This is a genomic window from Bradyrhizobium sp. 157 (assembly GCF_023073815.1).
Lineage (GTDB): Bacteria > Pseudomonadota > Alphaproteobacteria > Rhizobiales > Xanthobacteraceae > Bradyrhizobium.
The window spans coordinates 1-24,567 of sequence record NZ_JADPKF010000022.1; the positions used below are offsets into that span (position 1 = coordinate 1).

A 24,567-nucleotide genomic window follows, 5' to 3' on the forward strand; every position below is an offset into this window, starting at 1 on the left:
CCCCAACCCTCCCCCGCAAGCGGGAGAGGGAGTCGACCGCCACCGCGGCACACTGCAAGAATCTTCACTTCCCCTTCCCGCCCCTGCTCAGCAAGAACACGCCCTGCTCGCCAAACATGTTCCAGACCCACCAGGGCAAGTTCAGCGGCACCGGGCGGCCGTAGAGATCGAGCGCCACCGCGCGCTCCATCTTGACGTTGATCTCGTCGCAGAGCTGCACGAAGTCCTTGATGGTGCAGAAATGGATGTTCGGCGTGTCGTACCAGGTCGCCGGCAGGTTCTCCGTGCGCGGCATGTGGCCGCCGACGAGCAATTGCAGCCGCATCTTCCAGAAGCCGAAATTCGGGAACGACACGACGGCGCGCCGGCCGATGCGCAGCAGGTTTTCCAGGACCGGCTTCGGCCGTCGCGTCGCCTGCAGCGTCTGCGACAGGATGACGTAATCGAAGGCGTCGTCCGGATAATTGACGAGGTCGGTGTCGGCGTCGCCCTGCACCACGGCGAGCCCCTTGGCGACGCAGCGGTTGACGCCCTCGCGCGACAACTCGATGCCGCGGCCATCGATGCCGCGGCTCTCCAGGAGCTGCAAAAGCTCGCCGTCGCCGCAGCCGACGTCGAGCACCTTTGAGCCGGCCGGAATCATTTCGGCGACCAGGAGATGATCGGTGCGATACTTGCCGGTGCGATCGGGAGCGATGCCGCCGAGCGGCAACGCTTGTTCCTGCAAGGCCATGTCAGCCACCTCTAGAGCTTTTTCCGTTCCGATGTAGTCGGAACGGAAAATGCTCTACCTTTCTTGTTTTGACGCGTTTTCTTCACGCGAACCGGTATCCACTTCGCTTGAAAACGCTTTGCTCTCAAGGCCGCGCGCCTTGCCCGCAGATTCCAGAAAGGCGCGAGAAATGTCGAAGAACTCGGGCACGTCGAGCAGGAAGGCATCGTGGCCGCGGTCGGTCTCGATCTCGGCGAACGACACCCGCGCGCTCGACGCGTTCAGCGCGTGCACCAGCGCCCGCGATTCCGAGGTCGGAAACAGCCAGTCGGACGTGAACGACACCACGCAGAAGCGGGTCTTGATGCCGCGAAATGCTTCCGCCAGCACGCCGTCATGATCGGCGGCGATATCGAAATAGTCCATCGCCCGCGTCAGATAGAGATAGCTGTTGGCATCGAAGCGCTCGACGAACGACGAGCCCTGATAGCGCAGATAGCTTTCGACCTGGAAATCCGCGTCGAACGAAAACGTCGGCAGCTCGCGGTCCTGCATCCGCCGCCCGAACTTGCGATGCAGCGCGGCATCGGAGAGATAGGTGATGTGCCCTGCCATCCGCGCGACCGCCAGTCCGCGATGCGGATGCGTGCTGCGTTCGAAATAGCGCCCATGGTGCCAGTCCGGATCGGCCATCACGGCCTGCCGGCCGAGTTCGTGAAACGCAATGTTTTGCGCCGAATGGCGCGTGGAGCAGGCCACCGGCAGCGCGGAAAACACTCGTTCCGGATAGGCTGCCGTCCATTGCAGCACCTGCATGCCGCCCATCGATCCGCCGATCACGCACAACAATGTTTCGATGCCCAGCCGGTCGAGCAGCATGGCCTGCGCGCGGACCATGTCGGGGATGGTGATGATCGGAAAATCCAGTCCCCACGCCTTGCCGGTCGCGGGATTGGTCGAGGCCGGACCGGTCGATCCCATGCAGCCGCCGATCACGTTCGAACAGATGATGAAATATCTGTCGGTGTCGAGCGGACGGCCTGGACCGACCATGATTTCCCACCAGCCGGCCTTGCCGGTCAGAGGATGCACGTTGGCGACATGCTGATCCAGCGTTAGCGCGTGGCAGATCAGGATCGCGTTGGAGCGGTCGGCGTTCAGTTCGCCATAGGTCTGGTATGCGATCTGGAATGGCGCGAGATCGATGCCGCAATCGAGCTTCAGGGGCTGCTCGAAGCCGAATTTGACCACCGGCGAAGTCGGATGGTCGGCCTCGTGGGCGCGGTCCTCGCTGTGAATCGACGGACTGGATACCGACTGCAATTGTGTCATCCCGACCTTCCTCCTCGCGGAGGTCCTTACAGACAGAAATCAGGCCGTAAAAAACCCGGCCTGAACGAAAGGTTCGGCCGGGATCAATCTGTCCCCGGCCTGTTTAGCGAGTTGTTTAACGTGGCTGCAAGCCGGCCGGCTCAAATGACCACGGAATGGAACAAAGCTAGTCCGAAGCAGGTCCGTCGTCAAGGCAGCTACATGGTTAACCGGGCTCGCAGACCTCATGGTGTGAGGAGGTGCCCTTGCGCCATCTCGAACCATGAGGGAGAACGGGCTTCATCCTTCGAGACGCGGCGCATGCGCCGCTCCTCAGGATGAGGTAAAGCTCTCATCAGGTTACGCCCAATGTCCAAGGCTCCCCCGGCTCCGCCCTCGCTGCAGGAATTGCGCAAGGAGATCGACGCGATCGACGAGCAGGTCCATCGCCTGCTGATGGCGCGCGGCGATATCATCGACCGGCTGATCCAGGTGAAGCAGACCCAGGAGGTGGGGTCGGCATTCCGGCCCGCGCGCGAGGCCAGCATGATGCGCAGCCTGGTCGAGCGTCATCGCGGCATCCTGCCGCTCGACACCATCGAGAGCATCTGGCGCGTCATCATCTCGACCTTCACTTACGTCCAGGCGCCGTTCTCGGTGCATGCAGATGTCTCGGTCGGCGAGCCCGCGATGCGGGATTCGGCGCGGTTTCACTTCGGCTTCGTCGTGCCCTATGTCGGCCATTTCAGCGCGCAGGCCGCAGTCGAGGCGGTGGCCAAATCGAAGGGCGATCTGGCGCTGGTCTCGGCGGTCTCGAGCCGCACGCCGTGGTGGAGTGCGCTGGAAGCCGATGGTGCGCCAAAAATCATTGCCCTGCTGCCGTTCCTCGAACGCGCCGATCATCCGGCCGCGCTGCCGGTATTCGTGATCTCGCGCGTTGCCGATGATGCCATGGTGACGGAGGTGCAGATGTGGAGCGTGCGCGTCGCCGGCTGGAACGCTGATATCGCCCGCGCCCTCGCCCCGCTCGCCGAAATCGTCGCAGTGCCCGATACCGCTTTCGACGGCGCGGCGCTTCTGGTGTCGGATGCCGGCACCGGGTTCGAAAAGATCAAGACCGCCCTGATCCAGGCCGGCGCCTCGGTGCGCTCGTCGGCTCTCGTCGGCAGCCACGCAACGCGCTATACGGTGCCCCCGAACGGGTCGGCGAAGCCTTAAAACGCCGCCCGAAATTCCGGAGTTGAAGATGAACCGCCCCGTGCCGAATCCCGGCATTCTCGATATTGCGCCCTACACACCCGGCAAGACGCCCGTGCCGGAGCCGGGCCGCAAGGTGTTCAAGCTATCGGCCAACGAGACCCCGTTCGGGCCGTCGCCGAAGGCGATCGCAGTCTACAAGGACGTGGCGGCGCGTCTGGAGGACTATCCGGAAGGAACCTCGCGGGTACTGCGCGAAGCGATCGGCCGCGCCTACGGGCTCGATCCCAACCGCATCATCTGCGGCGCCGGCTCGGACGAAATCCTCAACCTTTTGGCGCACACCTATCTTAGCCAGGGCGATGAAGCGATCTCGACCGCCCACGGCTTCCTGGTCTATCCGATCGCGACGATGGCGAACGGCGCCAAGAACGTTGTCGCGCCCGAGACCAATTTTACCGCCGACGTCGACGCCATTCTCGCGCGCGTGACGCCGCGCACGAAACTGGTGTGGCTCGCCAACCCGAACAACCCGACCGGCACCTACGTGCCGTTTGACGAGGTCAAGCGGCTGCGCGCCGGATTGCCGTCGAACGTGCTGCTGGTGCTCGACGCTGCGTACTCCGACTACGTGTCGCGCAACGACTACGAGCTCGGCCTGGAGCTGGTGGCCACCACCGAAAATACCGTGATGACGCATACCTTCTCCAAGATTCACGGGCTGGCGGCGCTGCGGATCGGCTGGATGTTCGGCCCGGCGCACATCGTCGATGCCGTCAACCGCATCCGAGGTCCCTTCAACGTCTCGACGCCGGCGATGCTGGCGGCGGTCGCCGCGATCGAGGACACCGCGCATGTCCAGAAGTCGAAGGCGTTCACCGAAGAGTGGCGCAACTGGCTGACAGAGGAAATCGGCAAACTCGGACTAAAGGTGACGCCGAGCGTCGCCAATTTCGTGCTGATTCACTTCCCAACCGAGAAGGGCAGGACCTCGGCCGACGCGGACGCGTTCCTGACCAAACGTGGCCTGGTGCTGCGGGCACTCAACAATTACGGCCTGCCGCATGCATTACGCATGACCATCGGCACCGAGGAGGCCAACCGCCTCGTCGTCGACGCTTTGCGCGACTTCATGGCGGCCAAGTGAGCAGCCAAGTGAGCGCGGTACCGATCTTCCGACGCGTCGCGCTGATCGGCTTCGGCCTGATCGGCGGCTCGATCGCGCGTGCGGTGCGGGTCCAGGGGCTTGCGAGCGAAATCGTCACCACCGCGCGCTCGGAAAAGACGCGCGCACGCGTGGTGGAGCTCGGCATCGTCGATCGCGTGCTGGAGACCAACGCGGAAGCCGTCAACGACGCCGATCTCGTGATTCTCTGTATCCCCGTCGGCGCCTGTGGGCAGGTGGCGCAGGAGATCGCCCCGTTCCTGAAAGCGGGCGCGATCGTCTCCGACGTCGGATCGGTCAAGGGCGCCATCGTCCGCGAAATGGCGCCGCATCTGCCGGGCCATGTTCATTTCGTTCCGGCACATCCGGTTGCCGGCACCGAGCATTCAGGGCCCGACTCCGGCTTCGCCGAACTGTTCATCAACCGCTGGTGCATCCTCACCCCGCCCGAGGGCGCCGACCCTATGGCGATCGAAGCCCTGCGCGCGTTCTGGGCCGGCATGGGCGCCAAGGTCGAGACCATGACGCCGGATCATCACGACCTCGTGCTGGCGATCACCAGCCATCTGCCGCATCTGATCGCCTACACCATCGTCGGCACGGCGGACGAGCTGGCGCAGGTGACCTCTTCTGAGGTGATAAAGTTCTCCGCCGGCGGCTTTCGCGACTTCACCCGCATCGCGGCGTCTGACCCGACGATGTGGCGCGACGTGTTTTTGAACAACAAGGAGGCGGTGCTGGAAATGCTCGGCACCTTCAACGAGGACCTGTCAAAGCTCACCCGCGCCATCCGCCGCAACGATGGCGAAGCGTTGTTCGAGCACTTCACCCGCACCCGCGCCATCCGCCGCGGCATCGTCGAGATCGGCCAGGATTCGGCCGCGCCGGATTTCGGCCGCCCGCATCCGCCGCTGAAGAAGACGGAGTGAAGAGACGCGGCTCCGTTCAATTCGAAGTCGAGGTGCCGCTCCACACCACATCGTCATACCCCGCGCATGCGGGGTATCCAGTACGCCGTGGCCTATCGCTTAAACCACGGCCGTCTCTGGAATACTGGATCGCCCGGTCGAGTGTACGGCCCGGGGACATGGGTAACGGGTGTTCGGAGACATGGGTAACACTTTCATTGAACATCATTTCGCAGATCGATGGATGCGATTTGGTGAGCTCCGAAGAAAACGCCGAACTTTCCATCTAGATCGAAGGGTCTGATGGCGAGAAGCTCGCCCCGAAAGGCTTCCGGAACGCGCCAGCGCCGTTTGCCAAAGCGGAAATTAGCCTTTATGGCGCTGGCCCTGCGCAGGATCGTCCCTTCCTCATATTCAGGCTCGCGCAGCTTGCTTGGCAATGAACGAGGACTTGGCCGATACCGGTTTGCTGGCACATCGTAGTCCAGGGACTGGTGTGGGCGCTCGGTATTATAGACGTGCCGCCACCGATCGAATGCGCTCTGCAGTTCGCGGGCGGTCCGAAATGTCGCCATGGATAGCACTTCGGCCTTCAGCGTGCGATGGAAACGCTCGTTCTTGCCTTTGGTCTGAGGATGATGCGGGCGCGCGTAGATGACGTCGACGCCGAGCTTGAGCAGCCAGACACGGAGTTTGGTCCATCGAACCTCAGAGCAAGTACCCCAAGGCACACCGTTGTCGACCAGGAACGCGTTCGGCAGGCCATAGTGGCGAAATGTCCGCTCGAGATGCTGCTGAACCGTCTCACTCTGTTCATTGGCGCCGGCCTGCAAGCACAGGGCGTAGCGAGAATGGTCATCGACCATGGTGAGCGGGTGACACATCTGTCGATCGCCCAGAGCAAAGCGCCCCTTGAAGTCCATCTGCCAGACGTCGTTAGGAGCCGGATGCTCGAAGCGGATATATTGCGGCGGCTGTGTAGGTGGCGGAATGCGGTCATGCCGAGTCAGAATTGCGTGGACGGTTGATGCCGCGGGCGCGCGCTCATGGTCCTCCAGACGTCGGAGAATTTTGCGTGCACCCCACGTCGGATGCGCATCCCGGATCTTCAAGACCGCTGCTTCGATCGCCTTCGGGCTTTGCGTTGGAGATCCATGCGGACGCCGGGAACGATCCCGTGCCCATTCCTGCTTCGCGGCGGCTGCCCTAGCCAACCATTTGTAGCCAGTCTTCGGGCTGATCCCGAACCGACGGCACAGTTCCCGCCGGTTAACGTCCCCCTGCTGAAACAGCCGAACGAACTCCTCCCGCTGATCCATGAGTGACACCTCGCGCCATGGCATGTCGGCCTCCTAAGCCCGTCCCATGCCGTCGATGTGTTACCCATGTCTCCGAACACCCATGTCCCCGGGCCGTATATCAAGCCGGGCGACGACATTGAATATGTCTCAAAACAGCGGCGGCACCTGCCCCGCTTTCAACGGTTCGGGAAATACGGCGCCGTCGACGAAGCGCAGCGGGAAGGCGTGCAAGACCGCACAATCTAGGCATGGCCGCCCACGGCCTGGATTTCCCTGAAACGTGCCCGGAAAACGAAGCGATAGACTTCGCTCTGGATTAGACGGGCTGAACGTACGGGACAGCATTCATCAACAGCACGCCAAAAAGGAGGACCAGATAGAGCATGGAAAACACGAACAGGCGACGCGCGGGCTGCCTTTCCTTGTCATTGCTGCGACGTACTTGCCATGAGAGAAAAATTATGATCGCTCCAAGCATCGCCGCAGCCGCGCCATAGATCGCCCCCGCGAACCCCAATGCCCAGGGCAGCAGCGAGACAGGAGCCAGAAGAACGCTATAGAGAAGAATCTGGCGCTTTGTTTCGGCCCGGCCGGCTACGACCGGCAACATCGGCACCCCCGCGCGAGCATACTCGCCGGCAAGATTGAGCGACAGTGCCCAGAAATGGGGTGGCGTCCAAAGGAAGATGATCAGGAACAGGACGAGCGGTTCGAGCCCAACATTTCCGGCCGCCGCGACCCAGCCGATCACCGGAGGGAGTGCGCCAGCCGCACCGCCAATGACGATATTCTGCGGTGTTCGGCGCTTGAGCCACATCGTGTAAACGACGACATAGAAGAAAATTGTGAAAGCAAGCAGCGCAGCCGCGGCCGTGTTCAGGAATGTGCCGAGGCTTAGAACGGCGCATATGGCAAGTACCAGTCCGAAAACCAACGCTTCCGAGCGCGATACACGGCCGCTGGGAATTGGACGCATGGCTGTACGCGCCATCAACGCATCGATGTCGGCGTCGTACCACATGTTGAGCGCACCTGCGGCGCCCGCTCCGGCAGCTATGCAAAAAAGAGCAACGGCACCGGCGAAGGGATCGATGCCGCCCGGCGCGACCATGAGACCGACCAGCGCAGTAAAGACGACCAGCGACATAACGCGCGGCTTCGTCAGCGCAACATAGTCCTCGATATTGGCATAGCTCCCGCGAACGGGAATTGAACGATTGATTTGCATGAGACTGATGCCCCCTTTTGCAAGCTGATCGGCGACGTGTTGAAGCACCTCCGGCGCGAAGCAAAAACAGCTAAGTCGGCGACGCGAAGAACAGGACCCGGATGAGGTGCGTGTAGTCGGATTCGAACACCATGATGGCCACGAACACCAGCACCAGCACCGGCGGCAGCAGGATCGCGTAGACCAGGGCCAGCCGCTCCCAGGCCATATGCATGAAGACGGCGACGATCAGGCCCGCCTTCAACATCATGAACAACAGGATAAGAGACCATCTGAGATAGCCCTGGAGGCCAAAGTAGTCGATGAGATAGGAGCAGGCGCTGAGGACGAACAACCAGCCCCAGACCACGAGATAGAGCTTGATCGGATGCTGCTGCCCCTTTTCGTGCGCGGCTGGAGCTGCGATTGCATCATGCGCATGGATTTGCAGCGAAGGTTGTTGTGCTTCCAAATGTACTGCCACGTTTGTCATGCGCCGACCTCACCAAAGATAAAAGAAGGCAAAGATGAACACCCACACGAGATCGACAAAGTGCCAGTAGAGGCCCATGATTTCGACGATCTCGTAGTGTCCCTTTCTGCTCGTGAAGAAGCCGCGTCTTTGGACGTCGAAGTCTCCCCGCCAGACCTTTCGTGCGATGGCGATCAGGAAAATCACGCCGAATGTCACGTGAGTGCCGTGGAAGCCGGTGATCATGAAAAAGCTTGCGCCAAACTGCGGTGCCCCCCAGGGGTTTTCCCAGGGCCGCACGCCTTCCGTGATCAGCTTGGTCCATTCGAAGGCCTGCATTCCGACGAACGTTGCGCCAAGTGCCGCTGTGACCAGCATCAAGACTGCAGTTTTGACGCGATCGCGGCGGTAGCCGAAGTTGACGGCCATCGCCATCGTCCCGCTGCTGCTGATCAGTACGAAAGTCATGATGGCGATCAGGATGAGGGGGATATGGTGCCCCGCAATCTCAAGGGCGAATACCTCGCTCGGATTCGGCCACGGCACGGTCGTGGACATTCGCGCCGTCATGTACGACAGCAGGAAGCAGCTGAAGATAAAGGTGTCGCTCAGGAGGAAGATCCACATCATGGCCTTCCCCCAGGAGACATTCTTGAATGCGCGCTGATCCGAGGACCAGTCGGCAGCAATGCCTTGCCAGCCGGCAGCCCGCGCAGGCGATTCTCCAGGGTTTGTCAGCGCGGTCTCTGCCATCTGGTCTCTCCCTAGCTGAGCAACCGCCGACAGATGTCGACGAAATCGTCAGTCCAGCCCGTCAACAGACCAAGCAGGACCAGCCAGACCAACAACAGGAAATGCCAGTAGATCGTGCAGAGCTCCACACTCAGGCGCACCTGCGGCATCTCGGCGCCACGCCACACCTTGGCAGTCGTTCTGCCGAGCGCCACCAAGCCGCCCATCAGGTGCAGTCCGTGCGCCGCGGTGATCATGTAGAAGAACGAATTGGCTGGATTGGACGCCACGAAATAGCCCGCCGCCCTCAGCTGTTGCCACGCCAGCAATTGCCCAACCAGAAATATAACGGCAGACGCTCCCCCTGCGCACAGGCCGACGATTACACCGTCCATGTTGTTCCGGTGCGTCGCCACGTATGCCCATTGCAGCGCGACACTGCTCACGACCAGCACGCCGGTGTTGAACCACAGCAGCCCCGGCACGGGCAGCGCCCGCCAGTCCACCATGTTCATGCGCATGGAGTAAGCGCTCATGAAGAGTGCGAACAACGAACTGGCGACTGCGAGAAACACTCCCAGACCGATCTTCGCGGCCGGCAGGGTCATTGCTCCCGTGCCCGGGAAGTGATCGATCGAACCTTCTTCCAGCCAGGGTTTGGCTGTCAGCCGTTGCTGCGCGAGCCACCATCCGATGATGACCGCTATCACAGCCATGAACAGGATGATGGCGCTCATGGCGCAGCTTCCTGAACGGCCCGTGTCGGTCGCGGCGGCTGGTTCTGCGGAATGAAGTCCTGCTCAGCGCCTGGCACGCTGTAGTCATACGCCCAGCGATAGACCACCGGAAGCTCCTTGCCCCAGTTGCCGTGCCCGGGCGGGGTCTCCGGCGTCTGCCACTCCAGTGTTGTCGCCCGCCATGGATTGCCTCCGGACGGACGGCCCTTGAAATAGCTCCAGACGAGGTTGAACAGGAACACCATCTGGGCGAAGCCCACGATCAAAGCCACGACGGTGATAAAGGCGTTGAGCGTATGGACCGACGGCGTGATGAACGTCGCTTCGCCAAGGTCGTGATAACGGCGCGGGACTCCCTGCAGCCCGAGATAATGCATGGGGAAGAAGATCAGATAGGCACCGAGGAACGTGACCCAGAAATGAAACTTGCCCATCCAGTCATCCAGCATCCGTCCCGTTACCTTGGGGTACCAATGATAGATCGCGCCCAGCACGACCATGATCGGCGCCACGCCCATCACCATGTGGAAATGCGCGACGACGAACATCGTATCCGAAAGCGGGACGTCGACGACGACGTTGCCGAGGAAGAGGCCGGTGAGCCCGCCGTTCACGAACGTGATGATGAAGCCGAGGGCGAACAGCATCGGGACGGTGAGATGGATGTCACCGCGCCATAGGGTCAGCACCCAATTGTAGACCTTGATGGCGGTGGGAATGGCGATGATGAGCGTCGTGGTGGCGAAGAAGAACCCGAAAGTCGGGTGCATGCCGCTCACATACATGTGGTGCGCCCATACGATGAAGCTGAGTGCGCCGATCGCCACGATCGCCCAAACCATCATGCGATAGCCGAAGATGTTCTTTCGCGCGTGGGTGCTGATCAGATCGGATACGATGCCGAAGGCGGGAAGTGCGACGATGTAGACTTCGGGGTGGCCGAAGAACCAGAACAGGTGCTGGAACAGGATCGGGCTGCCGCCGCCATACTTCAACTGCTGCCCCATCTCGACGAGGGCCGGCATGAAGAAACTGGTTCCCAGCAAGCGATCGAACAGCATCATGACAGAGGCGACGAATAGCGCCGGGAAGGCCAGCAGCGCCATTACGGTGGCTGTGAAAATGCCCCACACCGTCAGGGGCATGCGCATCAACGTCATGCCGCGCGTGCGCGCCTGCAGCACTGTCACCACGTAATTCAGCCCGCCCATGGTGAAGCCGATGATGAACAGGATCAGGGAGGTCAACATGAGAATGATGCCCCAATCCTGGCCGGGGGTGCCGGACAGAATTGCCTGTGGCGGGTACAGCGTCCATCCGGCGCCGGTGGGCCCGCCAGGCACGAAGAAGGTCGAGGCCAGCACGATGACCGCGAGCAGGTAGACCCAGTAGCTCAGCATGTTCACATAGGGGAAGACCATGTCCCGAGCGCCGACCATCAGCGGGATCAGGTAGTTGCCGAAGCCTCCGAGAAATAGCGCGGTGAGCAGGTAGATCACCATGATCATGCCGTGCATGGTGATGAACTGAAGGTATTGGTTCGCATCAATGAAGGAGAATGTGCCGGGAAATCCCAACTGCAGCCGCATCAGCCACGACAGCACTAAAGCCACCAGCCCGATTGCCGTCGCCGTCAGCGAGTACTGGATGGCGATGACTTTGGCGTCCTGCGAAAAGACATACTGCGTCCACCAGCTCTTGGGATGATAGAGCTCAACCTCCGGCACTTCGGCAGGCGGAACGTCTGCGATTCTGTCATACGGGACATCGACCATCGACTTACCTCCCGGTCGTTTCTTCCATCACGGCGCGATGAGAGGGTCTTGCGCGCCCAATTTATCTTCGCAACAGCATTTCTTATTTGCCGCCGGATTCGTGCGTTGCCTTTTTAACGGCGCTTCGGCCTGACAATTCCGCAAACGTCTTTTGCTTCTCCAGCCACGCCCGATAGTCGCTCTCTTCGTCGACGATAACCTTGGCGCGCATCTGTGCGTGCGCAGCGCCGCATAACTCGGCGCAGAGAACATCAAACGTTCCGGTTCGGATCGGGGTCATCCAGAAATAGGTGACCATGCCCGGGACCATGTCCATCTTGGCGCGGAACTCGGGCACATAGAAATCGTGCAGGACATCGAGCGAGCGAAGCAAAACCTTGACCGGCTTGCCGACGGGGAGGTGCAAGTCGTCGCTTGCGATGACAACGTCGTCCTGCCCATGCTTATCGTCGGGGTTCAAGCCCATAGGGTTGTCGGAGCTGACGTGGCGAACATCGGTTGTGCCCATCCGGCCGTCCTTGCCGGGGAGGCGGAAGCTCCAGCTCCACTGCTGGCCCATGACTTCGATTTCGGTCGCGTCTGCGGGAACCGTGACGAACTGGTGCCAGACCACCAGGCCGGGCGCCAACATGGCTCCGACCCCAATCGCGGTCCCTATGGTGAGCCACCATTCGAGCTTTTTGTTTTCGGGATTGTAGGCCGCCTGCCTTCCTTCCTTGTGATGGAAGCGGAAGACGCAATAGGCCATGAACGCGATGACCGCGAAGAAAACCGCCCCGGTGATCCAGAAGGTTATATTGATCGTGTCGTCAATGTAGCGCCAGTTGGTGGCGATCGGCGTCCACCACCACGGGCTGTAGATGTGAAACAGCACCGAGCCGACCGCGACGAGGAGCAGTACGATAGCGACAGCCATCCCTCATTCCTCCTTGCCACCAAAGGCAACGGAGACGAATTAAAGGGCGGAGCCCGCATCTGTCTCGATGGCCGACTTCACATGCGCCATCGCAGTGCGTCTTGCCTCGCCCAACTTTGACCGGTCGCGACATCCAAACGTGGCACCAAGCACACGTTACGACCGCTTCCTTCAGATCTGGGGCGTCAGAAATGAGGATGGTACGCGTCGGCGCTGGCGTCAATAGATCACTTGAGCGTCGGGACGCTGCGCGGATGCCCCAAGGTGGCGAGCGTCAGCCGGCACGATCCGATGACGCAATGCACCAAATGACCGTGAACGTGCACAGTTCACCGAACCGTGAGCGCTGTCTGGGTCCCATAGCGCTAAGCTTGTCGGGCAAGTCGCGACAAGTTTCGTCCGGCTAAGCTCCTTCGTTGGACCAGGGTTTGCCGTACTCGGCTCGGTCGCGTTTCTCGCAGGGGGCGGACACGCGTGGCTGGAAAGCACGTGGTTTTCGCCGCCGCGACTTTAAGCACGGGAGGGTGCGTCCATGGCCACTGCGTATTCCGACAATATCTCAAGAGTTGCACGGCACGTATTCGGCGACGCCGCCACATATCCCGTTCGCAAAATCAAACTGTCCGACCTGCGCGAGGCGCTGCGCCTGGGCTGGGAAGACTTCAGCGCAATGCCAAGTCACGCGGTTGTCCTGTGCGTGATTTATCCCGTTCTCGGCATTTTTCTGTTCAGGCTGGTCCTTGGCTATTCGATACTGCCGCTACTGTTTCCGCTGGCAGCCGGGTTTGCCTTGATTGGACCCTTTGCCGCGATTGGTCTCTACGAGCTCAGCCGCCGCCGCGAGCGCGGTGAGGAAGTCGGCGCATGGGATGCGTTTTCCGTGCTGCGCGCTCCGGCTTTCGGTGCCATGGTCGAACTCGGCGTGCTTCTGCTCGTTCTGTTCGGGGCCTGGATCGGCGCAGCGAACGCAATCTACGTTGAGATCTTCGGCCACGCTCCGGCCGCGAGCATTCCTGACTTTGCAACGCGCGTGCTGACGACACCGGACGGATGGTCGCTCATCATCATTGGTTGCGGCGTCGGTTTTCTGTTCGCGGTCGTGGCGCTGTGCGTTAGCGTTGTGTCGTTTCCGTTGATGCTCGACCGCCACGCGACCGCGATTGACGCGATCCGGACCTCGCTGCGGGTCGTGATGAAGAATCCGGTTGAAATGGCCGGATGGGGACTGATTGTTGCGGCGCTGCTGGTGCTCGGTTCGTTGCCGGTCTTCGTTGGACTAGCCGTTGCTTTGCCATTGCTCGGTCATGCTACCTGGCATCTGTACCGGAAGGTGGTGGAGCCGGATCCCAATCCGCCACCGCAAGAGCCTCGCCTGCGGAAAGGGCACCGCTACGCGGCGGATTTCCCGGCCAATCTCTTCCCGTGGAGCCGCGAGCGCTAGCTCGTAATGGTTTAAGGATGCCGGAGTTGCGCGCCTCACCGATCCGGCAGCGTCCCCGCTGCCCCCTCGGGTTGTCGGCTGCCGTCTGCACGTCGGCCCTTATCGAATGGCCGCCGCCTGCCGATTGCTCACATTCAGCTTGGGTGGTTGAGGCTAGTAGCCGGCCCCCGATACCAACAGAACTGCACCAAGTGCGATAAGGAAAAGGCCCGGCCAGTTCGTTCCGAGCCCCAGGAATCGCAAGCTGCGCCGTGGTGGCTCCAAAGTATCGCGAGCGGGCCGGGAGGAATCCCGGCCACTAAGCGGTCCCCGCCAAATAGCGGTGCGTACCATGTACAGGATTCCGACGATAAAGAGGAGCGCGCCAAGTCCCATCAGGAACATTCTCGCCTCCTATTCGTCGCTGCCCCGCACAAATACAACTGGATTCAAGCATCCAGGCTCGAAAACGTTCCGGCCAAGCGCTGTAATTCAGCAGGTCGCTGTCCGACTTGGTCCGGAATGCAAACCAAGGCGGACGTTCATCGACCACTCTGAATTAGGCTGACGTTCTAGAACAGCGGCGGCACCTGCCCTACTTTTATCGGCCCCAGAAACACCGCGCCGTCGACAAAGCGCAGCGGGAAGGCGCGCGCCTTCCGTCCCTCCAGCTCCGCTTCCTTGCCGAGCGAATTGATGCCGGCCGCGACGCCGGCATTGGCGTTCTGCTTGACGACTTTGCCGAGCCCCGGGATCGCCTTGTCGAGCGCGCCGAATAGATTGTTAAGATCCTGGCTCTTGACGCCGGGTGCAACGCGATCGAGGGTTGCCTGTGGCACGCCCTCCTCCAGCATCTTTTCAAGACCGAGCAGCGGAATCACCTTCTCGATTCCCGCCACCGTCATCTGGAGTTCGCCGTCGATCCGACCCTGCGCATTGAGGCTCAACGTGCCGGCGGCCAACGAGATCAGGTCGCCCTGCTGAATCCGCGACCGCACAATCTCGAGTTGACCCCCCGCCGCCTGCAGCTCCCTGAACCGTTCGGGCCACGGCTTCGGTGAAAGATTCTTCAAACCCGTGAGCTTGGTCTGGATGTCGGCATCGAACTGCTGCGCCAGCACCGGGTGCACCTCCTGCACGTTGCCGCCCGATATCTGCAGCACGGCGTCGATCACAGGGTGATCCTTCGTCGAGCCTTCGGCAAGACGGCCGTGCAGCTCGACATGGCCGGCGCGCGCGAGCGGCGTCTCGACCGGTCCGTTGACGCGGTCGATCGAGGGATTGTCGAACACGATGGAAGCGCGCTGCGGCACATCGGGCAATCCGCTCACGCTGCTGCGGCCCAACGTCCAGTTCACCTTCATCGACGGCGGCTGGCCGCGATCGGCGAGCGTGGCCGGCGCCTTGAATTCGGCGATTAAGAGTTTCGGCTGGTAGATCTGCGCGATCACCATGATCTCGCCGAGCCGCGCGGTGAACGGCGCCTGCGCGCCGGCGGTCTGCGAAACCAGCGAAACGCTGGCGTCGTCGCAGCGGACTTCGAGGCGGAACGGATAGCCCGCGACGGAGCGCTTGCCGCACGTGTAGACGCGCCCGGACTTTGCTTCCTGCGCGGCCCATGCGTCGGCGTGCACGCCGACTTCGGACGCGGCACAGAACCAGAACGCGCTCCATGCCGCGGCAGCAATAACGAGCAGAGCAGGCATGATGAAGAGGCGCCACAGCGGGCGCCGGCGCGGCGCGGGGTTCATGTCAGGCATGCGGCGTCCTTTGGCTAGCGATTTTGGCGAATGTAAGTATCCGCTCGTCGCAACAAAAGGCATTGAATCCACTTCGCTTTGTCGCGCCGTTCTGGTAGCGGTGCACCCGGCATGTCCGCAATTGAGTTCAACAATACGGAATTCTTGAAAGGCGACCTCTGGGTGTTCGGCTATGGCTCCCTGATGTGGCGCCCGGGCTTCGAGTTTATTGAACGGGTTCCGGCGCGGCTGATCGGCGAACACCGCGCGCTCTGCGTCTACTCCTTTGTCCATCGCGGCACGCCGGAAAAGCCCGGCCTCGTCCTCGGACTCGATCGCGGCGGCGCCTGCCGCGGCATCGCGTTCCGCATCGCGGAGAAGAACCGCGCCGCCACCGTCGCCTATTTGCGCGAGCGCGAGCAGGTCACCTCGGTCTACCGCGAGGTGATGCGGTCGGTGTGGTTGGAGAACGATGCGCGTCAACGCGTCAGCGCACTCGTCTACGTGGTCGATCGCGGCCACGTGCAATATGCCGGCCGGCTGTCGCTCACCGAGCAGCTACGTCATGTGCTGCAGGGGCACGGCCAGTCCGGCGTCAACCGAGATTACGTTCTGGCCACCGTGAAGGCGATCGAGGCGGAAGGTTTTCGCGATTCCCAACTGCACCGGCTCGCAGCGATGCTGCACAACCAGCATCCACCGCCTCTTCCCGCAGAGAACAGCGACCGTTGAGCTGGGTGTGGGTACTCATACAGCGGACTGAAGTGAAGTCCAGTGGCCGCGATAGTCAGTATCCACCGTTGGAGGCAAAGCGGCCTCGAATATCGGGACTGGGCATGTCTGTTAATGACCCCTTCTGCGACCTCGGGTGATGTCTGCTTCCCCCGCTGTTGGGGGTCGAGCTGACATCAGTCGGCCAGCCCCTTAATGAGTGCACGGCCTAATTTGGACGTGCCGGAAGCCGGCACGTCCGATTGTCTTTGTCCTGAAGGATAAAGGGAGAAGCTGATGCAAGTGACAGATGACGAACTGGTGAACTTCGAGGCGAACGGCGCGGCGCCGCTTCCGGCCTCCGGTAGAGAAGGCTTCGTAGAGAACGACGGCGCGCGTATCTGGTATGCCGCCTATGGTTCCGGCCCCGCCGTCATCCTGCTCCACGGCGGGCTCGGCAACGCCGGGAACTGGGGCCACCAGATTCCGGCCCTTGTCCAGGCCCGCCGGACAGTCGTCGCCATCGATAGTCGTGGGCATGGCCGCAGCACGCGCGACTCCCAGCCCTTCAGCTACAAACGGATGGCAAGGGATGTGCTGGCCGTGATGGATCACCTCGGCCTTGAAAGGGCGGCACTTGTCGGCTGGAGCGATGGCGCCTGCACAGCGCTCATCCTTGCCGACAGGCATCCAGAGCGCGTCTCCGGCGTCTTCTTCTTCGCCTGCAATATGGACTCGAGTGGCACCCACGAGTTCAAACCGACGCCGGTGACCGATCGGTGCTTCCGCCGCCACAGGAGGGACTATGAGGCGCTATCTGCGACACCCGCCGAGTTCGAGACATTCGTCGCTGACATAACGCGCATGATGCAGAGCGAGCCGAACTACAGCGCCAACCAGCTTGGGGGCATCAAGCTGCCCGTCGCTGTCGTCCTCGGTGAGAACGACGAATTCATCCGCGCGGAGCATGCCGATTACCTGGCGCGCAGCATTCCGCGCGCCGAACTGATCGTGCTTCCCGGCGTCAGCCATTTCGCGCCGCTACAGCGCCCGGAGCTCTTCAATCGCGAAGTACTCCGGTTTCTTGATCGGATCGCATGAGCCTTAAAGGCCTACCTTTGAGACATGCCGACGGACGACCTGAATGTCCGTTTACTAGGGTAGATCGGAAGAATCGGCCCAAAGCGAACGTGCCGACGTGTGACTGATGTCCGCGTTGGGGTAAAATCGACATGGAGCCGGACGCGCCATTCGCGGATCCAGGTACGCGCCTAGTTGACTTGCGCCGTCGCTGGCCGGCTCGGCGCCGGCGCGGGCTGATCGGAAGGTTCGGGCACGAGATCGATGCCCGCACCGGCGAGGCGCACGCGCACTTCGGCGGCGACATATTTCGAATATTCCGACAGCAACAGACGCAGCGTCGCGCCGCTGGTCCACCACGGCTCGTCGCGCCATTTGTCGCCGATGACCGCGAACGGAATCAGCGCGACGTCAGGCATCGCATGCGACAATTCCAGGATGGCCCGCGGCATGTGGTAGTTCGACGTCACCACGATCAGCGATTTGAAACCGCGCTCCCGCGCCCAGCGCCGCGTCTCGGCGGCATTGCTGCGCGTGTTGACCGCGGAGCGGTCGAGATCGACACAGCAGCCGAGCAGCGACTGGTTGTCGGGCAGCGAGCGCGAAATGTCGCGCGCGGCGTTGGTGGGATGCACGCCCGAAATCAACAGCCGCTTGCCGTAGCCGCTGGCCAGCAATTCCATCGCATCGGACACCCGCGACGAGCCGCCGGTGAAGACCACGATCCCGTCGGCGCTGCGCGCCGGCTTGATTTCGACGCCGCGCAATTGCGAGAGAAAGGCGATAAAGCCCACCGCCGCACCGACGAATAGGATCGCCATGGAGCCGACGATGACCGCGCGCAGCCATCCGCGCGGCCGCGCGGCCCGCGTTCCCGGCGTGCTATCGTCGTGCTGCAAATCCATATCGTCCGGCAACCCTCGTCCCCCGGATAATTCTAGAACGTTTTCAGGCGAAGTGGAGTCCCGGTCCCGGGGTCAAGTCCGTGACTTGCTTCACTTGAAAATACCAATGGCCCCAATCAATCGATATCATCCAGCGTCGCAAACAGCGTCCGCCGCGACGCCCAGGCGGTAATGGCGGCAATCGCCACGGCCTGTACCGCCAGCGCCAGATAGCCAGATGGCGGCAGCGAAAATGTCCCCAGCAGCGCTGCGAATTGATCGCCGACGGGGGTGCCCGAGAACCAGGCGGCGATCGATTCGGAAAAGCCAAAACCCAGCATCGCGGCGCCGCCGCCGATCACCCCTCCCTCCAGCCCGAGCCTGAGAAAATGCCGCAGGAAATGGTTGGCGATATAGCGATCGCCGGCGCCGACGAAGTGCAGCACCTCGACGATCGGGCGATTCGCCGCCATCGCGCCGCGGGTCGCGAATGACACCGAAATGATCGTCGCCACAATTACCAGCGCGAGAATGCCGACGCCGGCAAACACGGTGGCGCCAGTCATCGAGCGCATGCGCTCGATCCAGGCACGGTGATCGTCGACGCTCGCCGACGGCGCCACTTGCGTCACCCTGGCGCGCAATGCCGCGAGGTCGAGCGTGGTGCCGGGCTGGACGCGCGCGACGACGACGCGCGGCACCGGCAACTGCTCGATCGACAGCCCGCTGCCGAGCCACGGCTCCAGCAATCTGGCCGATTCATCCTTGCTGAACGGCTTAACCTGGACGATGCCGGGCTGGGTCCGCATCGCCTCCGCCGCCGCGGCCACATCGCGCTCGAGGTCGCGCTCCGCCTGCGGGCGCACCTGCATGGTGATTTCGCTCGCGACTTCAGACTGCCATTCCGCCGCCGATGCGCTGACGAGCAGCACGGTGCCGGTGGTGATGGATGCCAGGAACGTCATGATAGCGACGACAGCGACCAGCGCGCGGCCGGAGATCGACGCCCGCGGCACGATCGGCGACATATTGCGCGCGCGCGCCGGCACCTGCGGGCGTTCGGTCCCGAGGTCCACCAGCGGCCCATGCTCGTCACCGGCCCTACTCATAGATGTGCAGCCGTCCCTGGTGCAGCACCATCCGCCGCGCCTCGTACTGGTCCATCAGCGTGATGTCGTGGGTCGCGATGATCACCGCGGTGCCCAGCCTGTTCAACTCGATAAACAACCGTAGCAAGCGCCGGCCGAGCGTCGGATCGACGCTGCCGGTCGGCTCGTCCGCCAACAGCAATTGCGGCCGCGAGATCACCGCGCGCGCGATCGCCGCGCGCTGCTTCTCACCGCCCGACAGGATCGGCGGCAGCGCGTCCATGCGCTCGCCGAGGCCGACCCACTTCAGGAGGTCGATCACCTCACGGCGATAGCTGGATTCGTCACGGCCCATCACACGGAACGGCAGCGCCACGTTCTCGTAGGTCGTCATGTGGTCGAGCAGACGAAAATCCTGCAGCACGATTCCGATGCGCGTGCGCAGACCCGCAATCTGATCCTTGCCCAGCAGCGAGACGTCCTGGCCGAACAGGTTGACGAGGCCGCGGGTCGGCCGCAGCGACAGAAACAACAGCCGCAGCAGCGAGGTCTTGCCCGCGCCCGAGGGACCGGTGAGAAACTGGAAGGAATGGGCGGGAATCACAAAGGAAAGGTCGCGCAAAATCTCCGGGCCGAGCCCGTACCTCAAACCGACATTTTCGAACCGAACCAAGCTCAGCTCCGCTCGACATGGACCATGGCCGAGCTCCGCTCGGCATGGACGGTGGCCGAGCTCCGCTCGGCGTGGACGGTGGCCGAGCTCCGCTCGGCGTGGACCGTGGCCGAGCTCCGCTCGGCGTGGACCGTGGCCGGAAACCCCGGACTTGAACCTGAACCCGGACCCGAACCTGAACTTTGGGCTCGTGGCCCGCTGGTTTGGGCGCCAACCGGACAAAACGGTTTTGCGGCCGTTATGGTTTCCGATTCGTTAACGGTCGGTATGTAGCATCCGGGCGAAGACACTGGTGAGCTGGGCTCCATGCATATCGTTTGTCCCCATTGTACAACATCTTACGCCATCAATCCGGCCACCTTGGGCGCCGCCGGGCGCACCGTCCGCTGCTCCCGCTGCAAGGAAACCTGGCTGGCGCGGCCCGAGGACGCGATCGAACTGGCCGCCCCCGAACCGGCCGCCATGCCAAGTCCTCCGCCAGCTCCGGCGCAATCGAGCCAGCCGGCCGCAAACGATGCCGCGGCCGAATGGGAGGCGATGGCGCGCGAGGAAGAGGGACAGGACACCCCGGTGGTCGACAGTCCCTCGATTTCGGCCGGCTGGCCGGCCGAGGGCGAAGGGTCGCGCCAGGGCGGCGACAGCGACTGGCCATCGGTTGCCCGGCGGGATGCCGAAGACCATGACGACATCCCGATCACCACGCACCGCGAGCGGCTTGCCCGTCTTTTGCGGCTGCCCTCCCTGCCCCGTATTCCGTTCATGCCGTCCGTCGGCCTGCCGACCGCCTGCGCCGCGATGGGCGCGCTGATACTGGCGCTGATGATCTGGCGCACCGAAATCGTGCGGCTGCTACCGCAAACCGCGACGTTCTACAAGATGGTCGGGTTGGAAGTGAACCTGCGCGGGCTGGCGTTCAAGGACATCAAGATCACCAACGAGACCGTGGACGGCAAGCCGGTTCTGGTCATCGAGGGCGTGATCGTCGGCGAGACCAAAAAACCGGTCGAATTGCCGCGGCTGCGCTTCTCCGTCCGCGACGCGCAGGGCGCCGAGATCTACGCCTGGAACGCGGTGCTGGAGCAGCCGGTGCTCAAGCCCGGCGAGCGCGCCTATTTCAAATCGCGGCTGGCTTCGCCGCCGCCCGAAGGCCGTAATATTGACGTACGCTTTTTCAACAAGCGGGATCTGGCCGGTCACGCCTGAACCTGACCGCCTGTCCTGCAAGGCGAGAGATCAAGATTTCATGCCACGCGTGCTGATTGCCGATGACGAAGACTCCATGCGCTCGCTGGTGGCGCGCGCCATCGCCATGGATGGCCACGAGACCGTCACCGCCGAGGACGGCGCCGAAGCGCTCGATATCCTGACGCGCGAGCAAGGGCTATTCGACCTGCTCTTGACCGACATCCAGATGCCGGTGATGGACGGCATCGCGCTGGCGCTGACGGCGGCGCGCGATTTTCCCGACCTGAAAATCCTCTTGATGACGGGCTTCGCCGACCAGCGCGAACGCGCCTCCGGCCTTAACGCCATTGTGCACGACGTGGTGACGAAACCGTTTTCCGTGCATGACATCCGCACTGCGGTTGCAGACGCGCTGGCGGCGCGGAAGAACGGATAAGCCACATCAATGGTCGTCGTCCCCCGCGAAGGCGGGGGACCCAGTACGCCGCGGCTTCTCGATTCAACTACTAACGTCTCTGGCATACTGGATCACCCGCCGGAGCCTGTCATCGGGCGCGCATTCGCGCGACCCGTTGGCGGGTGATGACAGCGCGCGCTAGCGGAGTTTTCAATAATCCTTCAACAGCCGCTCGATGTAATCGAGCTCGATCTGCGGACGGGCCGTATCGCCGAGACGGCGGCGCAGTTCTTCCAAAATCCGGCGAACCCGCTGCACGTCGATCTCGCCGGGGATCTTCACCGTATAGTCGTCGGTGAATTCGTTATTGCGCATCGGCCGTCCGAGCGGATCGGTCGAGTTGGCGGCGCCCTGCTGGCGGCCTCTGGGGTTGCCGGGGCCGTCCCCCGGCTGGTCGCCGTCACCCTGCTGCATGGCTTCCGCAAGGCTCTGGGCGCCCTTGCGCAGCGCGTCGAGCGCGCGGCCCTGCGAGTCCACCGCGCCATCGGCATTGCCCTCGCCGAGCCGGCCGGTGGCATCGCCCATGGCGGAATCGGCCTGATCGAGCCCATCCTCGCCATCGCCCTGCTCGCCGCCTTGACCCTGCTGGCCTTGACCCTGTTGGCCCTGCTGCCCCTGCTGGTCGCCACGCTGGCCTTGCTGGCCGCGCTGGCCCGGGCCCATGCCGCGCTTGGCGAGCTCTTCCTGCAACTTCTTGAGGCGGTCACGCAGGCCCTGCTGGTCCTGCTGCAGGTCGCCCATGCTCTGCTCGCCCTGCTTGCCGCGCATGCGGTCGCGTCGCGAATCCTGGCCCTGCTTGTAGGTCTTGTCGCGCAATTGCTGCTGCTTCCGGATCATGTCGCCGAGCTCGTTCAGCGCCTGCTCCATCTCGTTGTCACCGCCTTGGCCGGGCTGCGCCATCTGCAGGTTTTCCAGCATCTGCTGTAGCTGTTCCAATAGCTGCTTGGCGGCATCCTTGTCGCCGGAACGCGACATCCGCTCCAGCCGGTCGAGCATGTTCTTGAGATCCTGCTGGCTCAGCATTTTCGTGTTGGGATCGAGCGGGCGCGCCTGTTGCTGCGGATTGTTGCGGAACTGCTCGGCGAGCTGGCGCAGGAAATTATCCAGCGCAGCGCGCAAATTATCCGTCAGCTTCTTGATCTCCTCGTCGGTGGCGCCACGCTCCAGCGCCTGCTTGAGCGCCTCCTGCGCCGCACGCAGCGCCTTCTCGACATCGGTGATGTTGCCATCCTCGATGGTGACGGCAAGCGCCCACAGGCTCGCGACGACCTCGCGCATCGCGGCATCGGTGCGCGCCGCCTCCAGTTGATGTTTAACACTGAAGAGGCCGAGATAGTGACCGGCTTCGGGCGTGAACAATTCCGGCGCGATCATCAGCGCATCGAGGGCGGTATAAACTTGCGAATTCTGATTGGCATCGAGCGCCAGAATGCGGCGCTGTTCGATCAGGGCGCGGGCGAGGGGCTTGGTGAACAGCCGTTCCGGCAGCCGCATGTTGAACGGCTCGCTCTTACCCTCATTGCCGGCCTCGTCCTTGGCCGTGAGCGTCAGCGTCACATCGGCGCCGGCATAGGGATCCTCGCTGAGATCCTTCACCGTCTGGCCGACGCCATTGCGAGTGCGCGCATTCGGCAGCACCAGCGCAAACTGCGGCGGCTCGAACAGCGGCCGTGGCTCGGCCGTCTTGCCATCCTTGTTCGCTTCCTTGCCGGCTTCCTTGTTACCATCCTTGGCCGCATCGGCCGGACGGGCGGCGAATTGCGCGCGGGCTTCGGTGACGCCGTAATCGTCCTCCAGCTTGTAGGACATCTGCAGCGAGCCGCGGGCCTGGCGCTCCGGATCTTTCGCCAGCGAGATGGTCGGGCCACGGTCGGGCGTCGCCGCGAAGCGCCACAGCGGCTGGCCGGAGGGCGCGCGGACATGCGCGGTGCCGTCACCCGTGATCTTGAAATGCCGTTCGTTGGTGCCCTTCGGCGCCTGCTCGCTGGGCGCGACCTCGGTCACGCCGCCGCCGACCACGACGTCGATATTGCCGCCGCTGGAGCGCACCAGCAGCGTGCTGCCTGCAGGCACCGGCAATGGTGCTCCGCTATCGGGAGAAGCGGCATCCCTGTTGGCGGCAGACAGAATGACCGGCGGCTTGCCGGTATAGAGCGGCGGGGTCACCCAGGCATCGACCCGGACGTTGGCCGGCGCCAGCACGCCATTCCAGTCGAACGCCGCAGCAATTCGTAGCCTGCGCTCGTCGCCGGCGGCGACATAGGCGGCCGCCAGCATCACTATGACCAGCGCGCGCAGCGCCCAGGGGTCGTGGATCGCCAGCCGCGGCGAAGGCAGCCCGGCTCGGATCCGTTTGATCGAGGCCAGCGTGCGCTCGCGCTGCTCCCGCCACAGCGCCTGTGCGATTGGATCCCTGGTCGAAAGTGTATCGGTCAGCGCGGTCGCCGGGCGATGGCGAATGCCGGTGCCGCGGTCGAGCCGGCTCAACGCCTCTTCGCGGCTCGGCCAGCGAAACCGCGCGAGCGGGAACAATGCGGCCAGCGCCGCGAGGGCAAACAGGCCAAGGCCGATCGCGCGTGCAAGGAACGGCAGCGCCAGCCACAATCCAGCCCAGGACGCCACCAGGAACAGCCCAATAACGCTCAGCAGCCGGGCAAGCCCCGGCCAGGTACGTTCCCACGCAATCGCGTACTGCGCACGTTGCAGGGCCTGCGTCAGTTGAAGCCGCGCGACGGCATCCGGCTCGCGCGCGGGCTTTGTGTGGTCGGGGGGAGCGCCGTTCAACAATCTCTCCGGGTTGTCGACAACTCAGCCTAGCACAACGGCGGCAATGAGGCACCTGTTCCTGGGTAACCCACACCCGGAAATACGCATAACATAACACGAAGGCGTGACTG

At 62.9% G+C, this 24,567-nt stretch carries 22 protein-coding genes, 1 pseudogene and 1 riboswitch; of the genes and pseudogenes, 9 read left to right on the top strand and 14 right to left on the bottom strand.

The genetic code is table 11. The features are described from left to right. Window positions 1-64: 64 nt before the first annotated feature. Complete coding sequence (gene metW / locus IVA95_RS05630) at window positions 65-733, bottom strand: methionine biosynthesis protein MetW (protein ID WP_247509608.1); 669 nt, start codon at window positions 731-733, stop codon at window positions 65-67. A gap of 54 nt (window positions 734-787) precedes the next feature. Continuing rightward, window positions 788-2,044 (bottom strand): homoserine O-acetyltransferase, encoded by a 1,257-nt coding sequence (locus IVA95_RS05635; RefSeq protein ID WP_213246840.1) that lies wholly within the window; start codon window positions 2,042-2,044, stop codon window positions 788-790. Window positions 2,045-2,126: 82 nt separating this feature from the next. Continuing rightward, window positions 2,127-2,206: riboswitch (SAM riboswitch) on the bottom strand. Window positions 2,207-2,392: 186 nt separating this feature from the next. Between IVA95_RS05635 and IVA95_RS05640 the strand changes: the two genes are divergently transcribed. Genes IVA95_RS05640 through IVA95_RS05650 form a run of 3 tightly spaced genes read left to right on the top strand, consistent with a single transcriptional unit; the run spans window position 2,393 to window position 5,314 of the window. Then, the gene (locus tag IVA95_RS05640; protein ID WP_247509609.1) at window positions 2,393-3,241 is read left to right on the top strand and encodes a chorismate mutase; all 849 of its coding nucleotides are present in this window, start codon (window positions 2,393-2,395) and stop codon (window positions 3,239-3,241) included. Window positions 3,242-3,269: 28 nt separating this feature from the next. Further along, window positions 3,270-4,367 (top strand): histidinol-phosphate transaminase, encoded by a 1,098-nt coding sequence (gene hisC, locus IVA95_RS05645; protein WP_247509611.1) that lies wholly within the window; start codon window positions 3,270-3,272, stop codon window positions 4,365-4,367. An 8-nt stretch (window positions 4,368-4,375) separates the two neighbouring features. Continuing rightward, on the top strand, window positions 4,376-5,314 hold the full coding sequence (locus IVA95_RS05650; RefSeq protein WP_247509612.1) for a prephenate/arogenate dehydrogenase family protein: 939 nt from the start codon (window positions 4,376-4,378) through the stop codon (window positions 5,312-5,314). A 148-nt stretch (window positions 5,315-5,462) separates the two neighbouring features. Here IVA95_RS05650 and IVA95_RS05655 read toward each other — a convergent pair. Beyond that, a pseudogene (locus IVA95_RS05655) lies at window positions 5,463-6,636 on the bottom strand (IS481 family transposase); the annotation flags it as partial. Window positions 6,637-6,678: 42 nt separating this feature from the next. Between IVA95_RS05655 and IVA95_RS05660 the strand changes: the two are divergent. Continuing rightward, window positions 6,679-6,840, top strand: coding sequence for a hypothetical protein (locus IVA95_RS05660; protein WP_247509613.1), 162 nt, complete (start codon window positions 6,679-6,681; stop codon window positions 6,838-6,840). A gap of 70 nt (window positions 6,841-6,910) precedes the next feature. Here IVA95_RS05660 and IVA95_RS05665 read toward each other — a convergent pair whose 3' ends face one another. From IVA95_RS05665 to IVA95_RS05690, 6 genes are all read right to left on the bottom strand, one after another. Then, window positions 6,911-7,822: a heme o synthase gene (locus tag IVA95_RS05665; RefSeq protein WP_247509614.1), complete on the bottom strand. Its 912-nt coding sequence runs from the start codon at window positions 7,820-7,822 to the stop codon at window positions 6,911-6,913. A 70-nt stretch (window positions 7,823-7,892) separates the two neighbouring features. Further along, window positions 7,893-8,294: a cytochrome C oxidase subunit IV family protein gene (locus tag IVA95_RS05670; protein WP_247509615.1), complete on the bottom strand. Its 402-nt coding sequence runs from the start codon at window positions 8,292-8,294 to the stop codon at window positions 7,893-7,895. A gap of 9 nt (window positions 8,295-8,303) precedes the next feature. Further along, a complete protein-coding gene (locus IVA95_RS05675) occupies window positions 8,304-9,026 on the bottom strand; it encodes a heme-copper oxidase subunit III family protein (RefSeq protein WP_247509616.1) in 723 nt (240 codons plus the stop codon). An 11-nt stretch (window positions 9,027-9,037) separates the two neighbouring features. Beyond that, window positions 9,038-9,742, bottom strand: a complete 705-nt coding sequence (locus IVA95_RS05680) for a cytochrome c oxidase subunit 3 (RefSeq protein WP_247509617.1) — start codon at window positions 9,740-9,742, stop codon at window positions 9,038-9,040. Next, the gene (locus IVA95_RS05685; protein ID WP_213246826.1) at window positions 9,739-11,517 is read right to left on the bottom strand and encodes a cbb3-type cytochrome c oxidase subunit I; all 1,779 of its coding nucleotides are present in this window, start codon (window positions 11,515-11,517) and stop codon (window positions 9,739-9,741) included. The genes IVA95_RS05680 and IVA95_RS05685 overlap by 4 nt, the downstream gene beginning before the upstream one ends. 82 nt (window positions 11,518-11,599) lie before the next feature. Further along, complete coding sequence (locus IVA95_RS05690) at window positions 11,600-12,433, bottom strand: cytochrome c oxidase subunit II (protein ID WP_247509618.1); 834 nt, start codon at window positions 12,431-12,433, stop codon at window positions 11,600-11,602. A 532-nt stretch (window positions 12,434-12,965) separates the two neighbouring features. On the opposite strand from IVA95_RS05690, the gene IVA95_RS05695 reads away from it, so the two are divergent. Then, window positions 12,966-13,874 (top strand): DUF2189 domain-containing protein, encoded by a 909-nt coding sequence (locus tag IVA95_RS05695; RefSeq protein WP_247509619.1) that lies wholly within the window; start codon window positions 12,966-12,968, stop codon window positions 13,872-13,874. Between the two features lie 551 nt (window positions 13,875-14,425). On the opposite strand, the gene IVA95_RS05700 is transcribed toward IVA95_RS05695, so the two are convergent. Continuing rightward, on the bottom strand, window positions 14,426-15,613 hold the full coding sequence (locus IVA95_RS05700) for a DUF2125 domain-containing protein (protein ID WP_247509620.1): 1,188 nt from the start codon (window positions 15,611-15,613) through the stop codon (window positions 14,426-14,428). A gap of 111 nt (window positions 15,614-15,724) precedes the next feature. Between IVA95_RS05700 and IVA95_RS05705 the strand changes: the two genes are divergently transcribed. Further along, complete coding sequence (locus IVA95_RS05705; protein WP_247509621.1) at window positions 15,725-16,324, top strand: gamma-glutamylcyclotransferase; 600 nt, start codon at window positions 15,725-15,727, stop codon at window positions 16,322-16,324. 276 nt (window positions 16,325-16,600) lie between these two features. Beyond that, window positions 16,601-17,404 carry an alpha/beta hydrolase gene (locus IVA95_RS05710; RefSeq protein ID WP_247509623.1) on the top strand — a complete coding sequence of 268 codons (804 nt, stop codon included), beginning with the start codon at window positions 16,601-16,603 and terminating at the stop codon, window positions 17,402-17,404. A gap of 170 nt (window positions 17,405-17,574) precedes the next feature. Here the strand turns inward: IVA95_RS05710 and IVA95_RS05715 are convergent, their stop codons facing one another. The 3 genes from IVA95_RS05715 to ftsE all read right to left on the bottom strand — a co-directional run bounded on the left by IVA95_RS05715 (window position 17,575) and on the right by ftsE (window position 20,028). Next, window positions 17,575-18,288 (bottom strand): YdcF family protein, encoded by a 714-nt coding sequence (locus IVA95_RS05715; RefSeq protein WP_247509634.1) that lies wholly within the window; start codon window positions 18,286-18,288, stop codon window positions 17,575-17,577. A gap of 116 nt (window positions 18,289-18,404) precedes the next feature. Then, complete coding sequence (locus IVA95_RS05720) at window positions 18,405-19,376, bottom strand: ABC transporter permease (RefSeq protein ID WP_247509624.1); 972 nt, start codon at window positions 19,374-19,376, stop codon at window positions 18,405-18,407. Beyond that, window positions 19,369-20,028 carry a cell division ATP-binding protein FtsE gene (gene ftsE / locus IVA95_RS05725; RefSeq protein ID WP_028348200.1) on the bottom strand — a complete coding sequence of 220 codons (660 nt, stop codon included), beginning with the start codon at window positions 20,026-20,028 and terminating at the stop codon, window positions 19,369-19,371. Before ftsE ends, IVA95_RS05720 begins: the two co-directional genes overlap by 8 nt. A 306-nt stretch (window positions 20,029-20,334) precedes the next feature. Here ftsE and IVA95_RS05730 point away from each other — a divergent pair, with 306 nt between their 5' ends. Together IVA95_RS05730 and IVA95_RS05735 are read left to right on the top strand one after the other, a co-directional pair. Further along, the gene (locus tag IVA95_RS05730) at window positions 20,335-21,231 is read left to right on the top strand and encodes an MJ0042-type zinc finger domain-containing protein (protein ID WP_247509626.1); all 897 of its coding nucleotides are present in this window, start codon (window positions 20,335-20,337) and stop codon (window positions 21,229-21,231) included. A gap of 40 nt (window positions 21,232-21,271) precedes the next feature. Continuing rightward, the gene (locus IVA95_RS05735; RefSeq protein WP_213246810.1) at window positions 21,272-21,649 is read left to right on the top strand and encodes a response regulator; all 378 of its coding nucleotides are present in this window, start codon (window positions 21,272-21,274) and stop codon (window positions 21,647-21,649) included. A gap of 171 nt (window positions 21,650-21,820) precedes the next feature. On the opposite strand, the gene IVA95_RS05740 is transcribed toward IVA95_RS05735, so the two are convergent. After that, window positions 21,821-24,454, bottom strand: coding sequence for a TIGR02302 family protein (locus IVA95_RS05740; protein ID WP_247509627.1), 2,634 nt, complete (start codon window positions 24,452-24,454; stop codon window positions 21,821-21,823). Window positions 24,455-24,567 lie beyond the last annotated feature (113 nt).

What these genes read in the sequence shown, in the direction of transcription:
- IVA95_RS05635 (WP_213246840.1), bottom strand. Translation starts at nt 2,044, where the DNA reads ATGACACAATTGCAGTCGGTATCCAGTCCGTCGATTCACAGCGAGGAC.
- IVA95_RS05710 (WP_247509623.1), top strand. Translation starts at nt 16,601, where the DNA reads ATGCAAGTGACAGATGACGAACTGGTGAACTTCGAGGCGAACGGCGCG.
- IVA95_RS05735 (WP_213246810.1), top strand. Translation starts at nt 21,272, where the DNA reads ATGCCACGCGTGCTGATTGCCGATGACGAAGACTCCATGCGCTCGCTG.
- hisC (WP_247509611.1), top strand. Translation starts at nt 3,270, where the DNA reads ATGAACCGCCCCGTGCCGAATCCCGGCATTCTCGATATTGCGCCCTAC.
- IVA95_RS05715 (WP_247509634.1), bottom strand. Translation starts at nt 18,288, where the DNA reads ATGGATTTGCAGCACGACGATAGCACGCCGGGAACGCGGGCCGCGCGG.
- IVA95_RS05640 (WP_247509609.1), top strand. Translation starts at nt 2,393, where the DNA reads ATGTCCAAGGCTCCCCCGGCTCCGCCCTCGCTGCAGGAATTGCGCAAG.
- IVA95_RS05730 (WP_247509626.1), top strand. Translation starts at nt 20,335, where the DNA reads ATGCATATCGTTTGTCCCCATTGTACAACATCTTACGCCATCAATCCG.
- IVA95_RS05675 (WP_247509616.1), bottom strand. Translation starts at nt 9,026, where the DNA reads ATGGCAGAGACCGCGCTGACAAACCCTGGAGAATCGCCTGCGCGGGCT.
- IVA95_RS05680 (WP_247509617.1), bottom strand. Translation starts at nt 9,742, where the DNA reads ATGAGCGCCATCATCCTGTTCATGGCTGTGATAGCGGTCATCATCGGA.
- IVA95_RS05700 (WP_247509620.1), bottom strand. Translation starts at nt 15,613, where the DNA reads ATGCCTGACATGAACCCCGCGCCGCGCCGGCGCCCGCTGTGGCGCCTC.
- IVA95_RS05660 (WP_247509613.1), top strand. Translation starts at nt 6,679, where the DNA reads ATGTCTCCGAACACCCATGTCCCCGGGCCGTATATCAAGCCGGGCGAC.
- IVA95_RS05665 (WP_247509614.1), bottom strand. Translation starts at nt 7,822, where the DNA reads ATGCAAATCAATCGTTCAATTCCCGTTCGCGGGAGCTATGCCAATATC.
- IVA95_RS05720 (WP_247509624.1), bottom strand. Translation starts at nt 19,376, where the DNA reads ATGAGTAGGGCCGGTGACGAGCATGGGCCGCTGGTGGACCTCGGGACC.
- IVA95_RS05690 (WP_247509618.1), bottom strand. Translation starts at nt 12,433, where the DNA reads ATGGCTGTCGCTATCGTACTGCTCCTCGTCGCGGTCGGCTCGGTGCTG.
- IVA95_RS05685 (WP_213246826.1), bottom strand. Translation starts at nt 11,517, where the DNA reads ATGGTCGATGTCCCGTATGACAGAATCGCAGACGTTCCGCCTGCCGAA.
- IVA95_RS05670 (WP_247509615.1), bottom strand. Translation starts at nt 8,294, where the DNA reads ATGACAAACGTGGCAGTACATTTGGAAGCACAACAACCTTCGCTGCAA.
- metW (WP_247509608.1), bottom strand. Translation starts at nt 733, where the DNA reads ATGGCCTTGCAGGAACAAGCGTTGCCGCTCGGCGGCATCGCTCCCGAT.
- IVA95_RS05695 (WP_247509619.1), top strand. Translation starts at nt 12,966, where the DNA reads ATGGCCACTGCGTATTCCGACAATATCTCAAGAGTTGCACGGCACGTA.
- IVA95_RS05705 (WP_247509621.1), top strand. Translation starts at nt 15,725, where the DNA reads ATGTCCGCAATTGAGTTCAACAATACGGAATTCTTGAAAGGCGACCTC.